This window comes from Enterococcus sp. LJL90 (assembly GCF_056924355.1).
In genome coordinates this window covers 441,294-460,071 of the sequence record NZ_JBXPBQ010000002.1, presented here as the reverse complement: position 1 = coordinate 460,071, position 18,778 = coordinate 441,294, and the positions used below count along the sequence as shown (strand labels likewise).

At 37.4% G+C, this 18,778-nt stretch carries 19 protein-coding genes; 15 read left to right on the top strand and 4 right to left on the bottom strand.

Features of this window, described 5'->3' with window-relative positions; translation table 11 throughout:
• Nucleotides 1-100: 100 nt before the first annotated feature.
• The gene (gene lepB, locus AC1Z3S_RS07065; protein WP_461739767.1) at nt 101-664 is read left to right on the top strand and encodes a signal peptidase I; all 564 of its coding nucleotides are present in this window, start codon (nt 101-103) and stop codon (nt 662-664) included.
• A 351-nt stretch (nt 665-1,015) separates the two neighbouring features.
• A complete protein-coding gene (locus AC1Z3S_RS07060; RefSeq protein WP_461739766.1) occupies nt 1,016-1,960 on the top strand; it encodes a hypothetical protein in 945 nt (314 codons plus the stop codon).
• Between the two features lie 206 nt (nt 1,961-2,166).
• On the opposite strand, the gene AC1Z3S_RS07055 is transcribed toward AC1Z3S_RS07060, so the two are convergent.
• Entirely contained in the window at nt 2,167-3,441 is a 1,275-nt protein-coding gene (locus tag AC1Z3S_RS07055) for a sensor histidine kinase (RefSeq protein WP_461739765.1), read from the bottom strand.
• Nucleotides 3,431-4,183, bottom strand: a complete 753-nt coding sequence (locus AC1Z3S_RS07050) for a LytTR family transcriptional regulator DNA-binding domain-containing protein (protein ID WP_461739764.1) — start codon at nt 4,181-4,183, stop codon at nt 3,431-3,433. Before AC1Z3S_RS07050 ends, AC1Z3S_RS07055 begins: the two co-directional genes overlap by 11 nt.
• Nucleotides 4,184-4,647: 464 nt before the next feature.
• Here AC1Z3S_RS07050 and AC1Z3S_RS07045 point away from each other — a divergent pair, with 464 nt between their 5' ends.
• From AC1Z3S_RS07045 to AC1Z3S_RS07015, 7 genes are all read left to right on the top strand, one after another.
• Entirely contained in the window at nt 4,648-5,274 is a 627-nt protein-coding gene (locus AC1Z3S_RS07045) for a helix-turn-helix domain-containing protein (protein ID WP_461739763.1), read from the top strand.
• A 73-nt stretch (nt 5,275-5,347) separates the two neighbouring features.
• Nucleotides 5,348-7,642, top strand: a complete 2,295-nt coding sequence (locus tag AC1Z3S_RS07040; RefSeq protein ID WP_461739762.1) for a hypothetical protein — start codon at nt 5,348-5,350, stop codon at nt 7,640-7,642.
• A 25-nt stretch (nt 7,643-7,667) separates the two neighbouring features.
• The gene (locus AC1Z3S_RS07035; RefSeq protein ID WP_461739761.1) at nt 7,668-7,943 is read left to right on the top strand and encodes an LPXTG cell wall anchor domain-containing protein; all 276 of its coding nucleotides are present in this window, start codon (nt 7,668-7,670) and stop codon (nt 7,941-7,943) included.
• Nucleotides 7,940-8,491, top strand: coding sequence for a WxL domain-containing protein (locus tag AC1Z3S_RS07030; protein ID WP_461739760.1), 552 nt, complete (start codon nt 7,940-7,942; stop codon nt 8,489-8,491). The genes AC1Z3S_RS07035 and AC1Z3S_RS07030 overlap by 4 nt, the downstream gene beginning before the upstream one ends.
• Nucleotides 8,492-8,545: 54 nt before the next feature.
• Complete coding sequence (locus tag AC1Z3S_RS07025) at nt 8,546-9,199, top strand: hypothetical protein (RefSeq protein WP_461739759.1); 654 nt, start codon at nt 8,546-8,548, stop codon at nt 9,197-9,199.
• 334 nt (nt 9,200-9,533) lie between these two features.
• Complete coding sequence (locus AC1Z3S_RS07020) at nt 9,534-10,673, top strand: WxLIP family cell surface protein (protein ID WP_461739758.1); 1,140 nt, start codon at nt 9,534-9,536, stop codon at nt 10,671-10,673.
• 185 nt (nt 10,674-10,858) lie between these two features.
• Complete coding sequence (locus AC1Z3S_RS07015; RefSeq protein WP_461739757.1) at nt 10,859-11,716, top strand: helix-turn-helix domain-containing protein; 858 nt, start codon at nt 10,859-10,861, stop codon at nt 11,714-11,716.
• Nucleotides 11,717-11,933: 217 nt separating this feature from the next.
• Here AC1Z3S_RS07015 and AC1Z3S_RS07010 read toward each other — a convergent pair whose 3' ends face one another.
• Nucleotides 11,934-12,674 carry a class I SAM-dependent methyltransferase gene (locus AC1Z3S_RS07010; protein ID WP_461739756.1) on the bottom strand — a complete coding sequence of 247 codons (741 nt, stop codon included), beginning with the start codon at nt 12,672-12,674 and terminating at the stop codon, nt 11,934-11,936.
• Between the two features lie 211 nt (nt 12,675-12,885).
• Here AC1Z3S_RS07010 and AC1Z3S_RS07005 point away from each other — a divergent pair, with 211 nt between their 5' ends.
• The 5 genes from AC1Z3S_RS07005 (at nt 12,886) to AC1Z3S_RS06985 (ending at nt 17,114) form a co-directional block, all read left to right on the top strand.
• A complete protein-coding gene (locus AC1Z3S_RS07005; protein ID WP_461739755.1) occupies nt 12,886-13,659 on the top strand; it encodes a DUF4097 family beta strand repeat-containing protein in 774 nt (257 codons plus the stop codon).
• A 286-nt stretch (nt 13,660-13,945) separates the two neighbouring features.
• On the top strand, nt 13,946-15,265 hold the full coding sequence (locus AC1Z3S_RS07000) for a putative DNA modification/repair radical SAM protein (protein WP_461739754.1): 1,320 nt from the start codon (nt 13,946-13,948) through the stop codon (nt 15,263-15,265).
• An 18-nt stretch (nt 15,266-15,283) separates the two neighbouring features.
• Nucleotides 15,284-16,027 carry a TIGR03915 family putative DNA repair protein gene (locus AC1Z3S_RS06995; protein WP_461739753.1) on the top strand — a complete coding sequence of 248 codons (744 nt, stop codon included), beginning with the start codon at nt 15,284-15,286 and terminating at the stop codon, nt 16,025-16,027.
• A gap of 85 nt (nt 16,028-16,112) precedes the next feature.
• Nucleotides 16,113-16,742 (top strand): acyltransferase family protein, encoded by a 630-nt coding sequence (locus AC1Z3S_RS06990; RefSeq protein ID WP_461739752.1) that lies wholly within the window; start codon nt 16,113-16,115, stop codon nt 16,740-16,742.
• Between the two features lie 72 nt (nt 16,743-16,814).
• Nucleotides 16,815-17,114: a hypothetical protein gene (locus AC1Z3S_RS06985; protein WP_461739751.1), complete on the top strand. Its 300-nt coding sequence runs from the start codon at nt 16,815-16,817 to the stop codon at nt 17,112-17,114.
• A gap of 32 nt (nt 17,115-17,146) precedes the next feature.
• On the opposite strand, the gene AC1Z3S_RS06980 is transcribed toward AC1Z3S_RS06985, so the two are convergent.
• On the bottom strand, nt 17,147-17,899 hold the full coding sequence (locus AC1Z3S_RS06980; protein WP_461739750.1) for a DNA alkylation repair protein: 753 nt from the start codon (nt 17,897-17,899) through the stop codon (nt 17,147-17,149).
• A 160-nt stretch (nt 17,900-18,059) separates the two neighbouring features.
• Between AC1Z3S_RS06980 and AC1Z3S_RS06975 the strand changes: the two genes are divergently transcribed.
• Nucleotides 18,060-18,752, top strand: coding sequence for an aspartate/glutamate racemase family protein (locus AC1Z3S_RS06975; protein ID WP_461739749.1), 693 nt, complete (start codon nt 18,060-18,062; stop codon nt 18,750-18,752).
• Nucleotides 18,753-18,778 lie beyond the last annotated feature (26 nt).

The following is an 18,778-nucleotide window of genomic DNA, read 5'->3' as shown; positions in this document are numbered from 1 at the left end:
TTTGCGGATTAATTATCTGTCAAATTCTAGAAATTTGGTTTGCTGATTTTAACAAGAGTGCTATAATTATTTAGATAAAAGAAGAAATGTAGGGTGACAAATGAATTGGATAAAAAATAATATTCGCGATATTCTCTGGTTAGTAATTGTAGTGATAGTGGTTTTCGCCGCTCGAGCTTTTTTATTCACACCGGTGATTGTTATCGGCGAATCGATGAATCCTACGCTACAGGATGGCGAATGGCTCTTTAGTTTAAAAGTTGGCGGTGTCAATCGCTTTAATATTGTGGCTTTAGATGCTCCCGATGAAGGTCATGAAGGGGAAGAATATATTAAACGCGTAATTGGTCTGCCAGGTGATACCATCACCTATCAAGCTGATATTTTATATGTAAATGGTGAGGCAGTTGATGAGCCTTATCTAGATGAATACAAAAGCGAGTTAGCTTATGGAGAACAATTAACGGAGGATTTTGCAGAAATCACCGTACCTGAGGGCTATTACTTTGTGATGGGGGATAACCGCCAAAATTCCAAGGACAGTCGCTACTTTGGTCCAATTCCAGAATCATCGATCACCGCAAATGCGAAATTTGCGATGTGGCCCTTTGATCGCTTTGGAGAATTAAATATTCCTGAGGATACCACGGCCAGCGGTAATTAAACTACTCAATAATGATGAACCAAGATACTGAAGCAATCGGTGTCTTGGTTTTTTTGTATATAACCCTACTTGAATTCAGGAGAGCATTGGAATTTTTTTGCCAAAATAATTATCAGCAGCCGGCTTTTGCGGGGAAATAGCCAGTCATAGAAAACTTACTAACACTAAAAAGTTTAACTAATTTTTCAGCAATCAGGAGGAATTGATTGTTTAGATATTTTTCTCAAACTCCCGAATTCTCTAAACGTCCATCTTTTCAAAATAAAAAAATTTTGGATTGTTTTTGTGGGGTGGCTAGCGTAAACTGAAGAAAATCATTGTTTCATTTTTGAAACAAAGAGAGGTGATTCAATGGCAACTTATGGGGAAACTTTTAGAGATCTGCGAATTCAGCGGGGCTTTCAAGTCATGGAAGTGTATGGTGGAATAATCAGCCGTACGACAGCTTATCGTTTCGAGTCAGGTGAAAATCAAATCAGTATCGAAAATCTAACGCAGCTATTATACAATATCGGTATCTTTTCGGTCGATGAATTTTTATTTTTGCATAATCAACGCAATCAGCTGCCGCCGCAAAATCTCGATCTCTATGTTTCAAAATTAATGCAGGAGGATTCAGCTGATGTCTTTTCGAAATCAAATGGGGCCACCATGGCATTTTATCAGCAATACAAAGACAGCTCTAAAAAGGAAGAGCGCTTTTACGCTTATTTAGTCCATTACAATATCTTAACTAGTTGGCAACAGGAGTTAAGTTTGCCGCCAGAATTTAACCATGAATATCAATTTATGCAAAATTATCTCCTGCAAATTGAGAGCTGGGGACTTAGGGAGTTGGAAAATTTTGGCTTTCTCAGTGGCTGCTTTGATCGGGAGACTCGTCGCCTCTTACTTCCTCGCTTTAAAAGTAATTTTTTGCGTTATCAAGATTATTTTTCTGACTGGGCCGACCACTATATGCTAAACCTCGTGAATTATTCCATGAACACATCCCATAGACAAGATTTTCAAGACTTACCAGAGGAGCTGGTGGCTATTCGAGAACTGATGGAAAACAATCCCCGCTTAAATTGGTACACAGTCCATTTGATTCGCTATCTCCATCTGCAGATTTTGGCGGCCGCAGTTCAGGGAAACAAACAAGAGCTCGTTTTGAAGCTAGAGCGGCTAATTGCTTATCAAAAAGCCGTGCCAGAGGTGGCAAATATTGCGGTTTTTTACGTGGACCATACACGGAAAAAAATTAAGCAGATTAATGCGAAATTGGCAGCAGAAATTGAACTTTCTGACAACTAAAATAGGTCTTTGAAAATAAATTTTTTTCATTGAGTAATTAAGCCAGTAATAGCCCGAAAATTTTTTATAGAGGAATTTTTGTGTTAATTGCAAAACATTCTGACTAAAGCAGATAGCTCTGGCTAGCATGTTAAATATAGTAAAAATAAATCAGAAGCCGCAGTCTATTCTCAGCAAGGAAATTGCTGAATGATAGACTGCGGCTTTTAATCGTTCAGGATTAGTTTGGCTGTGAAAAAATTGTTTTCCTGACTTAAGAAGAAAAAACAATTGTGATAGCTGCCAAGGATTTTCTTTAGATTCCAAAGCCCCAATCCAGAATGGTCTGTTTTAGTACTATGGCCTTTTTTGAAGATAGTAGTGAGATCTAATTTTTTGCAAGCGGGATTTGATATTTTGATGACAAGGCCGCCATTTTTGTGTTCAAAAGAGGCGGCGATTTCTTTGACGGGCTCAGTTGCCACTGCTTCCAATGCATTGTTCATGATGATAGACAGTACTCGAATAAAATCAATTAGCGACATTGCTGGCAAGCTGCTCAAAGGGTCAATCTTTAAGCTTAAAGTAATAGCATCTTCTTCACAACGGCGAATAAATTCCGTTACCAAGCCGCGGATTGCTGTATTTTGAATCATAATGACTTGATTGTAATGATAACTCTTTAAGTATTGCTGAGAGTTTTTCAAAATTTCCTGAAGATAAAGCTGCGCTCCAGCAATATCTTCATTACTCAAATATTCATCCATTGCAGTTAAAATCCCTTTGAAATCATGGCGATATTCTCTAGCTAATTGAAAATTTTCTTTTTCTTCATCGATGGAGAGAGTTAGATTTTCAACAAATTTCTTCTGTTGATAGTTTTTATTAATCAAAGTTAAGACAGATATCAAAAGGGCCGCAATCACAAAAATCAGGACTAGTATTAAAACTAGAGTAGTAAATTTTCCACGCAATGCGATATAAAGATGCAACAACATTAGAACCTGAAATAAAAGGAAAGTACCGATACCTAGTTTAGTATATTTTTTATGGATGTCATTGAGGGAATTCCAAGCGTCGTATTTGATATCCAATTTATTTAAAAAATAGGTTAGCAGGAGGATTAGAAAAACTTGTAAAATAGTCAGCACTAGCATTTTATATTCGATAGTCATATTGAACAATGCGAAAACCCTTCTAGGAAAGTGGAAAGTAAAAAACCACACAATGGCAACTAAACTATATTCAAGAATTAATGCAACTGCTGGCAGTAGCCAGTTTTTGATGTAACGTTGCATCATCAAATATTGTAAAAAGAAAAAAAATAGGATATTCAAAAATAAGTAACGATCATTTGTGTAAACACCAATGAAAGTGGTCAGGAGCAAAAATAATGATAAAATCCATGATTGTTTGCTAGAAAGGAGTTTCCGATAAAATATACTCCAGACAATCACTAGATAATTTACCGCATACGAGGCAATCATCAAATCAAAATTCACCAATGCCAAGTCCTTTCAAATAATTCTTTGTTTTACGCGCTCCTGCTTTACCGATTTCTAGATAACTACCATCAACAAATTGAACACTCCCCTCACTAATACTAATCCGTTGAACTAGATTTAGATTAATGATAAAAGACTTTAACTCTTTGAAATAGTATTCACTATGGATTTTACCTTTGACAGAGTTCAGTTTCTCTTGGACCATACACTCACCTTGTAGGTGTTTCACAATTAGCATTTGTTTAAAACCAGGGACAGTAGCGATATAAAAAATATTGCTCTCTGGTAATAAAATGTCTGATTCAAAATTATTAAAGACAAGGATGTGTCTTTTTTTTTGTCTTTTTTGACTTATCATGCCAGCTTTTTGCAAAATATTTTTCACTGTAGCTTTAAATAGACTACGCTCCTGACTTTTTAGTAGAAAACCAAGGGGGAAAATTTGCTTGTTTAAAACCTCCAGCCCTTTTGATTCAAAATCGGTTATAAAAACAATAAAACATTGCTGATTTTTCAAACGAATTTGTTCGGCTAAATCGATTCCGGTAAAGTAAGTTTTCAAGTCAATATCCAAAAAGAAAAAGTCGTCGTCTTCAATAATCATGTTAGGCAATCCGTTATAAAACTCCTGTACAATGGCTATCTCTGTGATTAAGATAGTCGGAGAAGCTAATTCTTCAACCGTATCTTTTATTTTATTTCGAATTGTAAACTGATCATCAATAATAAATACATTCATTCTTTTCAACCTTCTACTTTTGATAGTTTATACTAGCACATGTCAAAAAAAAAAATATAAAAATGCCTCAAGTTGAAAAGAAAACGGTTTCAATTAAACGTTTAAAAAAAAACCTTGTAGTAATATTTTGTTAAACAAAGGAGTTGATTGTTTTTTTTACCCTTCGCTATTCAAGTTTTATTAAAAATGAGAATTTATTGAAGGTCTAGTGTTTTGTTTTGTCGGGGGTATTAGAATTTGATAAACATTTTTGACTCAAAAAATGTGCATAGAAAATGAAAAGATGTTTTTGGTAGTTTCATTTCTCTTTGCGGATTGATTGATACAAGAAGCTTGAAAGAAGTGAAATGATGACGAAAATTTTAATTTTGACAAAATGCGTTTCAGCAGAAGGCGAATTACAAAGGAATTTGGAGAAGTTAGGACATGAGGTTCTCTGCTCTAGTTCAGCGATAGAATTAGTAGTGAAACAAGAAGAAAAAAATTGGCTTTCTTTTTTCGATGTAATCATTTTTTCTGAAAGTTTAACCAATCAGGTTGTTGGTTTGTTAATCGAAAGATTTTCCCCAAAGGACTTACAACTTTTTCGGGTAGAAGAATCTTCAATTGATGAAACAAAAACTTGCTTTCAGAATAGTAATTCGGAAATTACTTGGTTATCTCCTGAGATTTCTTTAGCAGAATTACGTGAGGAACTAGCTAAGTCGGCTAGCAGACAGGAGCAGACGCTACCTTTGTTAGCTCCGACGTTCTTTTATGGAAAACCAGAAGAGAATGAGACAAACCGATTGCAAAATTTTTTAAGCAATTTGTCGAAGAAAGAACGACAGACTTTTGTTCTGTTATATAGGGCTAAGGGGCAAACAATAAAACGAAAAGATTTAGCGAGTGCTTTATGGGGCGGTAGTGTCACACAATCTAATTTGGCTCAGCTTTCACAAATTATTTCAAAACTTAAAATGAAGCTGATGAAAGTGACAGCTGACGAAGATTCACTGACTACAAGCTGGCGGAAAGGTTACGCTCTTTCGAAAATACTGTGTGAAAAATTTGCCCCCTTTGAAGAAGAGCAATTCATTCAAAATCATTAGACTTAATTAATGAAGCACTAGAAGGAAGGTTAAAATGAAAAATCAAAAAAAGAAGGGATTGGTTGTCAGTTTGTTGGCTAGTTCAGTATTAGTCTTTATCAGTAATGCTGGATTGGTTCAAGCTAGCGAATCAGTTTCAAAAACGGCAACAGATGTTGATGAAGCAATAACAAATTCAGTTTCATCAGCACCTCAAATAGTCGTTCCTACGGCGTCTGTCACAACTGGTCAAGTGGATATGAGTGCTAGAGATAACAGCTTGACCGGTGCTGGATTAACAACTATTCCATATGGAGCTAAAGCTTTAGCTGGCGTATTTGACACAGTCAATGTTGCTGGCTCGGGTTCTGGAACTACACAAAATGTAATTGTTCCACAATATCCAACCGATGGAACCAATGATAACCGCCCCTACGATGAAATCCGTTTGAGTGGATCGAATAATTGGTTATCGATTTTTTCAACAGAATATCAAAAATTAAATTTTTCAACTAATTTCAGTGGAAGGGTCTATATTAACTTTGATAAAGCTAATACTGATGGTCTAGCTTTTGTCATCCACAATGATTCAAGGAAGACACGTTCAATAACCTCTGCAGTGACTAGCCAAGACGGACAAAACTTAGGCGTGTATGGTGCTAATCAAGGAGTTCGAGATAACATCTTGCAGTCTTATCGTAATCCTGCTGAGAAAGCTATTCAAAATTCTATAGCTGTGGAATTTGATATGAATAATAATAACCGAGTTGACTCCAACGCTTTCGACAATCGATTAGGTTTATCTTCAACCAATCCTAGCCATATGGCTTATTCTTTTCCGGGGAATACCAACACTTACATTCCGTATGATGGTAGTTCTTGGACAACTCTGCTCGGTCAGCCGAGAGTAGCGACGCAAAAACACTATACCAGCATCGGAGTTGAAGGTAGCCAGTCTCTGTCAAGTGTTCAAAGTAATACTTGGTATGAATTTCGCTTTGAATATCAGGTTGGATATGGTTTGTCTTATTACCTTAGTAATCCAGCAAACGGAACACAAACATCACCAATCCTAATCAGTGAAGCAGAATTACAAGCTTATCTCAACCTAAGCGCAAATAATAATACGGCATATTGGGGCTTTACTTCAGCTAATGGGAAATTAAAAGGAACAACCCGCTTTGTTTTCACAGAGACGCCAGTAGAAAATGATGCGACTGTAAAAAATCAGCTCTACAATCCATCAAAATCGGAAATTTCTGTAGATAGAAACACTGAAATGACTGATAAGTACCTCACTAGTGGAGAGACACTAACCATTAATTCTACCTTTGATTTAGTTAGCTCTGAAAGAGACTATACAATTTCAAGTTGGCAGGGAAAAATCAATCCAGGCATTTTTGTTATTCCAACTACTGGCCAATTGGCAGTCACTTATGCAATCAATGGTGGTACAGAAATGCCAGCAACAGCGACGATTGACAGTCAAGGAAATATTTCTTTAAACGGGATTAATCTTTATGTACCTAAGACTGGAGGTAGCTTAAGCGTTAAATTGACTTTGCCGACAGCAACAGGGCTAACAACTCAAAAAACCGGTTTTTATAGTTCAATCTCTGGACGATATGGAACAGACACTGCCGATACTGCCATTCAAAGCGATATTAGTTATTTTTGGATTAAAAAAGGAAATAATGCGCCGATAGTGGATGAGATTATTTTTGATAAGAGTAGCTATAGCGACTACATCGACACACTCTCTTTTAGGTGGGCATATCACGATGATGATGCGACAGAAAACGAACTACAAATGAGTTTAGCGATTAATGGACAGACTATCCAAACCGCTACATTAGTAGATGCAAAAGGGCAAGATGTCCCATGGACTCAAACAACAGCAATTGATCTCTTAGCAGAAGACAATTATTTTCTTCGGGGTGAGAATACCCTGGAAGTTACATTAACTGATGCCCATGGAGCAATTGGTAGCAGAGAGATGAAATTTGAAATTGAAGGATATAAAGGCTTTGAAGCAATAACGGATGATTATAGCTGGCAATATAGCCTGACAGAACTACCAACAAAGCCTGAACCGCAAAATCGCCAGCAATCCATGATAATCAAAGCCCGGGATACAACCGCCCCTATCTCTACAAGTAGGGTTACTGTCTCTGCATCACAAATTGCATCAGACAAAAGTAGTCTACCCGCAACGAATTTTGTTTTTAAAGAAAACGATGTAATTTTGAATCTGAATGCCGTCTCTCTTGAAATGAATCAGGAATATGACTTTGCTGCAAGTGAGGGACTTTTATTAAATTTAAGTGATCAAGATAGTGTGGGCAGTTATAAAGGGACCATCACATGGACGATTATGGATGCTCCATAAGGAACAAGGAGGGGTGTATATAGAAATGATAAAAAAAATAGTAATTGTTAGCTGTTTGGCTTTCCTCATGAGTTTTTGCTTTCAGCTACCTGTGTTTGCAGCAGAAAATCCTAATAATAGCGTTGAAAGTCAGTTAACCATCGAATTGGTTTCTGGGGATGGAACGAACTTACCAACAACAGGAAAACTCCCCCAAACCAATGAGATTGCCGGCTTTTCACTCGCCTTTTTGGGCACAATTAGCTTAGTCATTGGGTTGTACTTATTCAAAAAAAATAAACGGCGAGGTGGTGATGGATGAAAAAAGGAAAAAAATTTGTTGCAGTTTTATTAATATTTTTAGGTTGTGTACCAATCAGAGCATTAGCATCACAAGGAAAGAGTTCACTGACGATTATACCTTTGAATGAGGAAAATCCTCGAATTTATGAGGTTAATAATTTAGACTTTGGTTCCCATCAACAAACAACCACAGATGTAAATTTCCCGGCGGCAGAAGATTTATCAATAAAAATTTTCGATCAACGAGTTATTTCAAAATCATGGAGCTTACAAGTAAAAGTTGGCGATTTTGAAAATCAGCAGATTGCCACACTACCGAAGAGTAATTTTACAGTTGGAAAAGGAGAGCCGATTGGTGAGGACATTAACGGTTTAACTGCGGGCTCTTATTCTTCTACTATCAGTGACGACTATCAGACTATTTTAAGTTCTGTATCAAATCATAATCGAGGCTGGCTAGAATACCATATACCGAAAGAAAATATAACTATCTCTTTTGGCGAAGGTGCCACCATCGGGAAATATCAGGCAACAGCTTATTGGCGTATGATAAACGCCGAAACTTAAATCGTTATCAATTATTTGATAAAAATATTTATTATAAACGGAGGAACAAAGAATATGAAAAAGAAATTTGGTATTACACTTATTGCAGGATTAGGATTATTGGCGGTAACGACACCAGCATATGCTGCTGAAACAACAGTAAGTACAAAGGATGGTACAACGCAATTAACTATCACTGACTTTGCTATTGATCCTGATACAGATTTACCTTTAGACCCAGGTGCATTTTCTTTAGTAAATGTTTCTAACATTGATTTTGGCTCCCACACGTTAGATAGTTTAGCCGGTGTAAATCCAACTTTCAGCGGAACTTATGATCAAGATATGACAATCAAAGATTCTCGTCCAAGTGCGGCAAGCATCATCGCTGCTAAAGACAAAATTGCAGAAGTTGTAGCTGATCCAGATAAGACTGCAACACAAGCTGAAATCGATGCAGCCACTGCTGCTTGGGATGCAGCCGTTGCAGCTTCTCCTTGGAGAGTAGAAGCGAAAGCAACAACACTTGATAGTATTGGAAGTTCATTGAAAATCGGTCAAACCGAAGTTTTAACTGCTACCGGCAGAGTAATCGAAGAAACTGCTACACTTCCAGTCGGAACAAAAGCTTACACTTTAGACACACCAGAATTGACTTTGGCAACAAACAATATTGAAGCAAAAACCTATAATGGTACGATTACTTATACAGCAATCAATGCCATCTAAAATGATTTCAAGAAACTGTGACTTTAGTCAAATAGAATTTTTTGAAGATTAGGTTGAATAAAACGAGTTGAGAAGGTGACATAAGTTGATACAGAAAAAAGCATCTAAACCGTAATAAAAAACTTAGTAAATAAATATTCCTATTAAAAGTTTAGAAAAGCTATTGTCTTTTTTTGATTCGCTGATTAAACCGAGACATTTATAAGGATTAAAAGTCTATCTGCGAAAAGACTTATGTCACATCTCAAGACTTGATTACCAATTAGTTCAAAAAAATTCTGCACAAGAGACGTAGGTCACAGTCTCTTGTTCTTTATTATTTGGAGGATATATTTTGAAAAAAAACAAATTTTTACATACTTTTTTAGTAATTTTGCTTTTCATACTACCAATTCATCAAGTCAATGCTACTGAGGGTACGGCGGTTGATTATAGTATCAAAGCAATCTTGCCAGACAATCAGAAAAATCAAGACTTGTCTTACTTTGATTTGCGCGTTGAACCCAATACAACACAAACGATTGAGGTTCAAGTGAATAACTATTCCGATGAAACACAGAAGTATTTTGTAGAAGTTAACACGGCACAAACGAATGGCAATCTATTAATTGATTACGGTAGTTCTGAAATTCCAGAGACTTCAAACAATCAAACACCGATTTCAGAGTTTATCAATTATCCAAAAGAAATTGAGATTCCTCCTCAAAAAGCAGGGGTTATTAGTTTTGAAATCAACGTTCCAACAGATGCTTTTGATGGTGTGATGTTGGGCGGCATACATATAAAAAAAGATTTTTCTGATGAGTCATCTAATGATAATCAAATTACAAGTCAGTATGATTATGTTTTAGGATTGGTTTTATCAGAGAATGATAACCCAGTTATACCTGAAGTAGTTTTTGACAGCATTAATCCAGAAAATATTACCAATAATGCTGGAATTGCTGTTCGACTAGAAAACCCAACCAAAACAACTATTAAAAATGTTACGATGAGTGGACATATTTATCAGGATGGTTCAGATACCCCTTTGATTTCACGAGAGATTTCCAAAGGTAGTATTGCACCGGAATCAGTTTTTGATTTATTTTTCTTTAACGGTGATACAGGAACCACTAAGCCATTAGAAGCGGGCGAATATCGATTGGAAATGACTTTGGCTGATGATCAAGAACATAAGTGGACGATAAATGAACCTTTTACAATCACGGCAAAACAGGCTCAACAGGTCAACAACGAAGTATTTACAACCACTTCGGATAATACTTTACTCTATATTGCTATTGGTGTTCTTTCAGGATTAATTCTAGTTGCTCTGTCAATCGTAATTTTTAGAAAAGTTCAGTTAAAGAAGCATCAAAAAAAAATGATGCAGCGAAAACAAGCAGCAAAGAAAAAAAATCACAAAGCGAGTTTCGAGAATCCTCAGGGAGGAAAAAAACGAAGGAGAACCAAAAACAAGAAAGAAAGCTAATAATTTTAGCTTTGTTAACAGAATGGTACTCATCCTATATTAAAAATTCCCAATGATAATTTTGGGGATAATCCGAGTTTATCTTACAGAAAAATTGAAATATTTTATTGCTGAAATAATTTTGTGGTTATGACTTTATTTCAGTTTTTTTGCTATAATGAAAAAAATTATCTTAGGAGTTTGCCATGACTAAAAAGCCAATCGGCACCGTTCTAAAAGAAATCCGAACTGCAAAAGGATTGTCGCAAAAGCAAATTTGTGGCGATTATATGGCGCGGATGACCTTATCAAAAATCGAGAATAATGTAAACAGCCCTAGTTATCATTCGCTAGTCCATATTTTAGATGGATTAGATGTCAGTTTTGATGAGTTGGCTTTTTTGCTGCAAAGAGACAATTCTAAGAAAAAAATTTTAGCAAAATTTTCCCAAATACCTGACGATAGCTATGTAGAAGAATTGAACAGCGTGATTCAGCTGGCAGAAGACTACCTAAAACAACAAGCTGATTTTCAAATCAGGGAAATTAAACTGATTGCAGAGGTTATGCTAGCTGCGCCCAATCTTGCCGCTGATGACCTAAAGGAACCTGAAAAACAAAAGTTGGCGCAACTTTGGCAGCGGTTGAACCAAATGAATGGATGGACCTTATCAGAATTAAAAATGGCCAGCACGATTGTCGTTTACTTTCCTAGTGAAACAGCGTCAGCTATTGGCCAGAGGATTCTTAGGGAACTATCCCGTTATGAAGATTTTGCACCGTTGCAGAGTTATTTTCTAACGGTGTATCTGAACCTCACTAGCCTTTTTATTCGTAATAAGGATTATCTGCAGGCTGAAAAATTGAATCAACGAGCCCTGACTTTAGCAAAAAAGTTAGAATTGTATCATTTTTATTATTTCACCATGGTGCGAAAAGGGATTTTTGATAAAGATGAGACGTTAATTACCAAAGGGGAAGCCGCTTTAGCCACGCTTGAAAAAGATAGTTACTTAGCTGATTTAATGGAAGAAAAAAGACAATTTCAAAAAGAGACTTGCTGATATGAGACAAACTGAAGTGGCCTCAAAAAATAGATTTTTGGTTTAACTTTTGGGAGTAGCTGTAAACTTACTTTTTTATAAAAATTTGAGGTACAGGATAAAATTAAAAAACAGCTATTACTTTGTTGCATCACGAATTGTTAAGACATTTCGCAAATCAATCGGAATACCTTGAAGTCTCAATCAAATTTCTATCGAAAAACTCAGTCTGGTTCTCTTATTTTTCTGCAAGAAAAGTAACCAATGAACCTGCTGCTTGTTTATTATAATTAAGCTCATAATGAATATTTTTAAAATTCACTTTTTCTAAAAGCAGGCTGAATTCCCGCAAGCCGTACCATGCAAGTTCAAAATGCGAAAGCTCAGTTTCCAGCACCGTGCCGTTTTTGACTAGTTCATAACGGTGCAGGTAGCTGGTTTTTTGCTGTTGCCAGTCAATTTGTTGCGGCGTTCCCGTAAAGAGAATTCCTGATGTGTCATCAATCGGAATTTCCCGAAGGTCTAGCTGGTTTTTGTCATACCACACCGGTAATTCTAAATCAATTATCAGTTTGCCAGCTGGCTGTAACTGTCGATAAAAGTTGGCTAAGACTGCCTCGACTTTTTTATTAGGCAGTAGGCAAAAACTGCCAGTCGGCATAATAATTGCCGCGTATTGCTTTTCTGCGGACCAATTGGTTAAATCAGCCTGCCAAATTGAAGCTGTGAGGCCAGCCTGTTTCAGATTTTTTTGACATTGGGCTAACATTTCATGCGATAAGTCCAGCCCCTCCATTTTAAGTCCCTTTTGCAAAAAGGGAATGAACAAGCGACCAGTTCCCACGCCGGCCTCCAGAATGGGGCCCTTGATGGCTTGCAATTTTTCTAAATAATACTCCAAATCACCATTTAGTGAACTGCCAACGGGTTTTGTCAGTTCGTACATCAAACTGCTGAGTTTTCCATATTCTTTAAACATGAATACTGCCTCCTAAAAATTTTTGAGATCTCTTAGATAGTTTACCTAAATTTTTTTATCGAGTATGAAAATGCTAACAAATGTTTACTTCAAAATAAATTGATCACTCAGTCTGATTGCGTAAGAGAAAATCAGTCTTAGGTCCAATCTGCTGGCTACCGTGCTCAGGTATACTAATAGTAGGGTATCAAAATGAAGCGGGGGCGAGAAAATGAAAAAGATAGTGGTGGGATTGTTATTAGTTGGAGCTGTGTTATTGGCAGGTTTTCAGTTGAATCAAAGTGTTAGTCAAGACAAAAAAGTTTATGAATCCTATGAGGAACTTAGCTCATTGACAATTGAAGATCAAAATTCAGAAGTTTATTTAGAAGCGATTGATGGGGATGAGCCTTATGTTTCCATCAGTTACATGGAAAATAATAAGTACCGTTACGAGATAGAGCAAAATGGCGGCGAGTTAGTGTTAGTCAAACATAAAAATTGGTCTGCTTTCTTAACCTCTTTTTTAAATAATTTCCAGTTGGGGGATAATTCCGTCTATGTGGAAATTTCGCAAGCGGCGCTGGAGGATTTAAACATCAAAACCAGTAACAGCGATATTTCAATTGTCAATGTAGTCAGTCAGAATGCCAATTTAGAAACTAGTAACAGCGAAATTACTTTTTCTGACGATAAAGTTGCGGAATCCTTGATGGCAACTACCAGTAATGGGCAAATTAGTTTAGATTCTTCTCGCATCGGTTCAGCCTATTTAACGACAAGCAATGATGAAATTTATTTAGATGATTTAATTTTAACAGAGTCCCTCGTCGCTAAGACAAGTAACGGAATGGTTGACGGTTACCTACGGGGCAAACGCAGTGATTATACGGTGACCTCAGATACCTCAAATGGTAGCAATACTTTAGGCAATGGCGGTAGCGGTGATAAAACGATTGAAGTGTATACTTCAAACGATGATATTAATTTTGAATTTTTAGGATAATTTTCAGAGACTGTGGCATTAGTCAATTAACAGATGAGCTCCCAAACTATATTTTTTCTCTGTGGTCCAGTGGGTCCACAAGACAGAGAGAGTGTGTGCTTCTGTGGTCCAATAGGTCCTCGTCGCAACTTGACAATATCTAAGAGCGTTTACTAGATATTGTTAATAAAGTTTGGTTCTGTTTTAACTAATGGCACAGCCTTTTTCTTTTTGACAGTTTGCTCAATATCCATTACAATAAACAAAAAGGGAACATTTGTTCGTTTTTTTGGAAAAGAGGATAGATATGGAGCTAGCCAGAAAAATTGAAATTTTAGCAGAATCCGCAAAATATGACGTGTCTTGTTCCAGCAGCGGTGTTGAAAATAATCAACGACAAGGAACAGTTGGGAGCACGGCAGCGGCCGGCATTTGCCATTCCTTTACGGCGGATGGCCGCTGTGTCTCCTTATTAAAATTATTATTTACCAATGCGTGTATTTTTGATTGCCACTATTGCATTAATCGCAAATCGAACAGCATCCCGCGGGCGACCTTCACACCGCAAGAGGTCGCCGATTTGACGATGGATTTTTATATGCGCAATTACATAGAAGGTCTGTTTCTCAGCTCAGCAATTATTAAAAATCCAGATTATACCACTGAGTTAATTATTAAAACCTTGGAAATTTTACGGAATGAAAAAGGGTTTCGTGGTTACATTCATGTGAAGGTGATACCGGGGACGGATGAAAAACTTATCGACACGTTAGGCTATCTCGCTGACCGGATGAGTGTCAATGTTGAGCTGCCTTCACGGGAAAGCTTGTCATTGCTGGCCCCGGACAAGGATCCTTACGCACTTTATAAGCCGATGAAACAAATAACCCAGACCAAAAATGAAAATTCGTTAGTGCCAGCGATACGCCGCCGGCAAAATTTTGTGCCGGCTGGACAGTCGACTCAGATGATTATCGGCGCATCGCCAGAAAATGATCGGCAAATTGTAAAAATTGCCGAAAATTTATATCAAAAATATCAGCTTAAACGGGTTTATTATTCTGCTTATATTCCAGTTAATCAAGATAATTTACTGCCGGCGGTTGATAGTGAGCCGCCTTTATTAAGGGAGCATCGTTTATATCAAGCCGATTTTTTGATGCGCTTTTATAAATTTTCAGCGGATGAAATTTTGACAGTAGATAAGCCAAATTTCAATTTATATTTGGACCCCAAGGCCAATTGGGCGATTCAAAATTACCAGCTATTTCCAGTGGATGTTCAGACAGCCAGCTATGATTTATTGCTGCGGATTCCCGGGATTGGTCCTAAAGGGGCTAAAAATATTTTGAAGGCCCGCAAATATTACACGCTGCATGTCGCCGATTTAAAAAAAATCGGCATCGTCATGAAACGGGCTCAGTATTTTATTAAGTGCGGCAATCAGACTGTTGCCGGCTTAATTCACGACCCAGAATGGATTATTGGTTCGTTGATTTCCTCCAAGCAATATCAAGTTTTAAAAAGCTTGAACACTCAAAGTGCGGGTGAACAGTTAAGCCTCTTTGATGTTGAAAAATTTGAATATCAAAAAGCCAAAGAACAGCGTTTGCTTTTGGCAAATTAGAGTGAGAGGAGCTTGCAGATGGAAAAGACAGCTGAAGTTTGGGAATATGATGGCAGCTTTGCCGGCTTTATGACCGTTGTCTTAACGGCCTTTAATCGGCGCCAGTTTCCTGGAGAAATTTACCCAACCGAAGATACAACGATTACCTTATTTGTCAAAGAAATGATTGAAACACAAGCCGAGCTAGCGCAAAGAATTTTTTCCCGCCTACAAAAAAGGTTGACTGCCAGCAATTTAAAGTTTATTCAAGATGGTTTTTATTCTTCTGCAGCTAATAAAGAGGTCTGCCTGTTAGAGGCAATCGAAATCGCCTTACAAACTAAAGATTCGTTAGAAAACTTTATCGGCCAGCCGGCGATTTTAAATTTGCAAAAAGCCATTAAAGCCTTGTATGGTGAAGCACATTTACTGACAGGCTTCCTGCGTTTTGAATATGTCGGTAACATTTTATTTGGCAAAATCAATCCCAAACATTTTTCTTTGCCGTATATTTGCCCGCACTTTGCTGAACGTTATCCATTGGAAACTTTGATGATTTATGATGAGACCCGACAATTATTAGCAGTGATTGAAAAAGGGCAAACCACCTTAATGGAAGGTGTCCAGGCTCCCAATATTCCCGAAAATACCATCGAACGGGAAAAGCAGGAACAATGGCGGACTTTTCTTGAAGCGGTGACTATCAAAGAACGCATCAACCCCAGAGCCCAGATGAGCCATCTCCCATTGCGCTTTCGGGGCAATATGGTTGATTTTAATTAGCAACGGTTAATTCTTATTTTTTGTGCCCTCTTCACAGGAAATTATAATGGAAGTATGTGATAATTAAAGGCTGAGGAGGGGAAGTATGAAGGAGCGGGATAGCTATTTTGATAATGCCAAGTTTTTTTTGATGGTGCTGGTGGTCTTTGGTCATCTTTTGCAGCCATTTATTGAAGATGGCGATTTTTATCGGGATATTTACTACACGATTTTTACCTTTCATATGCCAGCCTTCATTTTGATTGCCGGTTTCTTTTCTAAAAAATATCAAAGGCCAAGGTATTTACTGAACTGCTTTAAGACCTTTGTTCCTACCTATTTTATTTTTCAAATTATTTATTCTTTGTATGATTGGGCTGTTGGAGGTTCGCAGGGTTTTCAAATTGATCTTTCGATTCCCCATTGGTCCTTATGGTTTCTCTTGTCGATGTTTTTTTGGAATCTGCTGCTTTTTATCTTTGGAAAAATTCCACCATTACTCGGGTTTATCTTAGCCTTCTTGATTGCCATTACTGCAGGCTATCTGCCTTTTATCAATCGTGAACTAACCTTGCAGCGGACATTAGTTTTTCTGCCGTTTTTTGTATTAGGCTTTTATTTATCGCCGCAGGTGTTTAAAAAAATTCAAAATAATGCCGCTCGTGTCAAGGGGTTGGTGCTTCTAATCGGTATTTATATTTTCATTCAAGTCAATGAATCGCTAAATAAATACTAGCTTTTTGGTTCAAAGCCTTATGATGATTTTCTGTCAATTCCCGAATTGGGGGCAATCGTACGGGGGATTGTTTTGAGCTTAGGTGTAGTGGGCATCTTCAGCTTTTTAAGCCTAATCCCAACGAAAAAAAAGTTCTTTACGAATTGGGGTCGTCATACATTGACCGTTTATCTGCTTCATGGCTTTTTAATCAGGGGCTTGCGGACACTTAATTTTGGCGATTTTAAAATTAATTTTTTCGGTTTTCTCTTGTTGTTAGCAGGAAGTTTTCTGTTGACTGCTGTTTTAGGCAGTCAAAGACTAGAGAATTATCGGGTTTCCTTGAAACAATTTTTTAAAGGAATCCCACGTAAAACGACCACAAAAGATTAGAGCTTCACCTAATCTTCTGTGGTCGTTTTCTTTTAGCTTTTAGCTTGTTCAGCTTTTCGTTTTGTGCGGGAAGCGTGGTGGATAATCCATGCGGTCGCTTTGCTTAAATCTGTAGTAGACCAGGCGGAAATAATTTCAGAAAATTTTTCCGGGTCCTCTTTATAGAGATCATTTAAATTATTGGCGACACTTTTTTGAATGGATTTGTCTGGGTCATCCTTTAAGTTTGTTAAGATTTCTGTGTATTCTGGAAAATAATCCAAAGCGATGGTCATTTTTTTGGCCCAAGGCAGACGAATGCGAATACACTCACTGGCTAGACGACGCACCCGCTGATTGTCATCTGTACTCCAAGTAATCAATAAGTCCATGGCCTTTTTTGGCTGTGCTTGAATCAATGGGCGCATGGCAAATTCGCCAGTAAAGCGCTTGGTTAATTCTTTTGCAAATTCAGTGCTGACAGCAAAATTGACTGTTCCATAGAGTTCCACATATTTTCCTAACGGCCACAGCCAATAACCTTCAGTAAACATTCCCAGACTGCCTTTAAGCTCAGGGCCTAAAATTTTAGTGAAAACGGCAATTGTCTCTTCATAGGAAAGAGGCAGGCTGGCCTTTAAAGCTTCAGCGATGAGAACTTGCCGGTCATTGAAGGCCAAATTTTCCAAATCAGTTAGCTGTTCAATAAATTTTTTAGTGTCAAAATCTGGGTAGACCCTCGTAAATTTCTCAGCCAGTTCCTCACAATATGAATAATCATAGTAATCCTTAAATTTTTGGCTCATAGCGATTCCCTCTCTCAAAAAAATGATAACGCTCTCTTTTTGAGTATAGCATAAATAGCAATGAGAAAAATATTAGTTTATTTCCTTAAATCAGTTTTTACTTGCCAAACTGCAAAAAGCAGGTAAGCTTAAAGAACTAAGGTAGTTTTAGGAGGCGCTTATGAAAACAATCGGTTTATTAGGTGGCATGAGTTGGGAAAGTACAGTAACGTATTATACAGAAATCAATCAGCTCATCAATCAGCACTTAGGAGGACTGCATTCAGCTAAAATTTTACTGGCCAGCGTTGATTTTGCAGAAATCGAAAAGCTGCAAGCAACGAATGATTGGCAAAAGGCAGGAGCAGTGCTGGGTCAAAAATCTCACGAATTGAAAGCAGCAGGCGCTGACTTTTTAGTCATTTGTACCAATACAATGCATAAAGTTGCTCCGCAAATTGAAGCGGTGAGCCAACTGCCGCTGTTGCACATTGCCGATGCGACAATTGCGGAACTTAAAAAGCAAGCGGTAAAAAAAGTTTTATTACTTGGCACAAAGTACACGATGACCCAAGATTTTTATAAGGAACGGATTATTGCCGAAGGAATTGAGGTGATTATTCCTGAAGCCTCAGAGGTCGAGCAGGTGAATCGAATTATTTTTGCTGAACTCTGTCATGGGGAAATTCGCGCCGATTCAAAAGATTATTTCCAAAAGCTGATTCAAGTGGCTGCAGAAAAAGGGGCGACTGGGGTTATTTTAGGCTGTACAGAAATTGGTTTATTAATTCAAGCTAAAGATGTGGCGGTAAAGGTTTTTGATACCACAAAAATACATTCACAAAAAGCTGTCGAGTGGGCGTTGAATAAATAATAAAAAATTGCGCCGTTGTCTAAAGC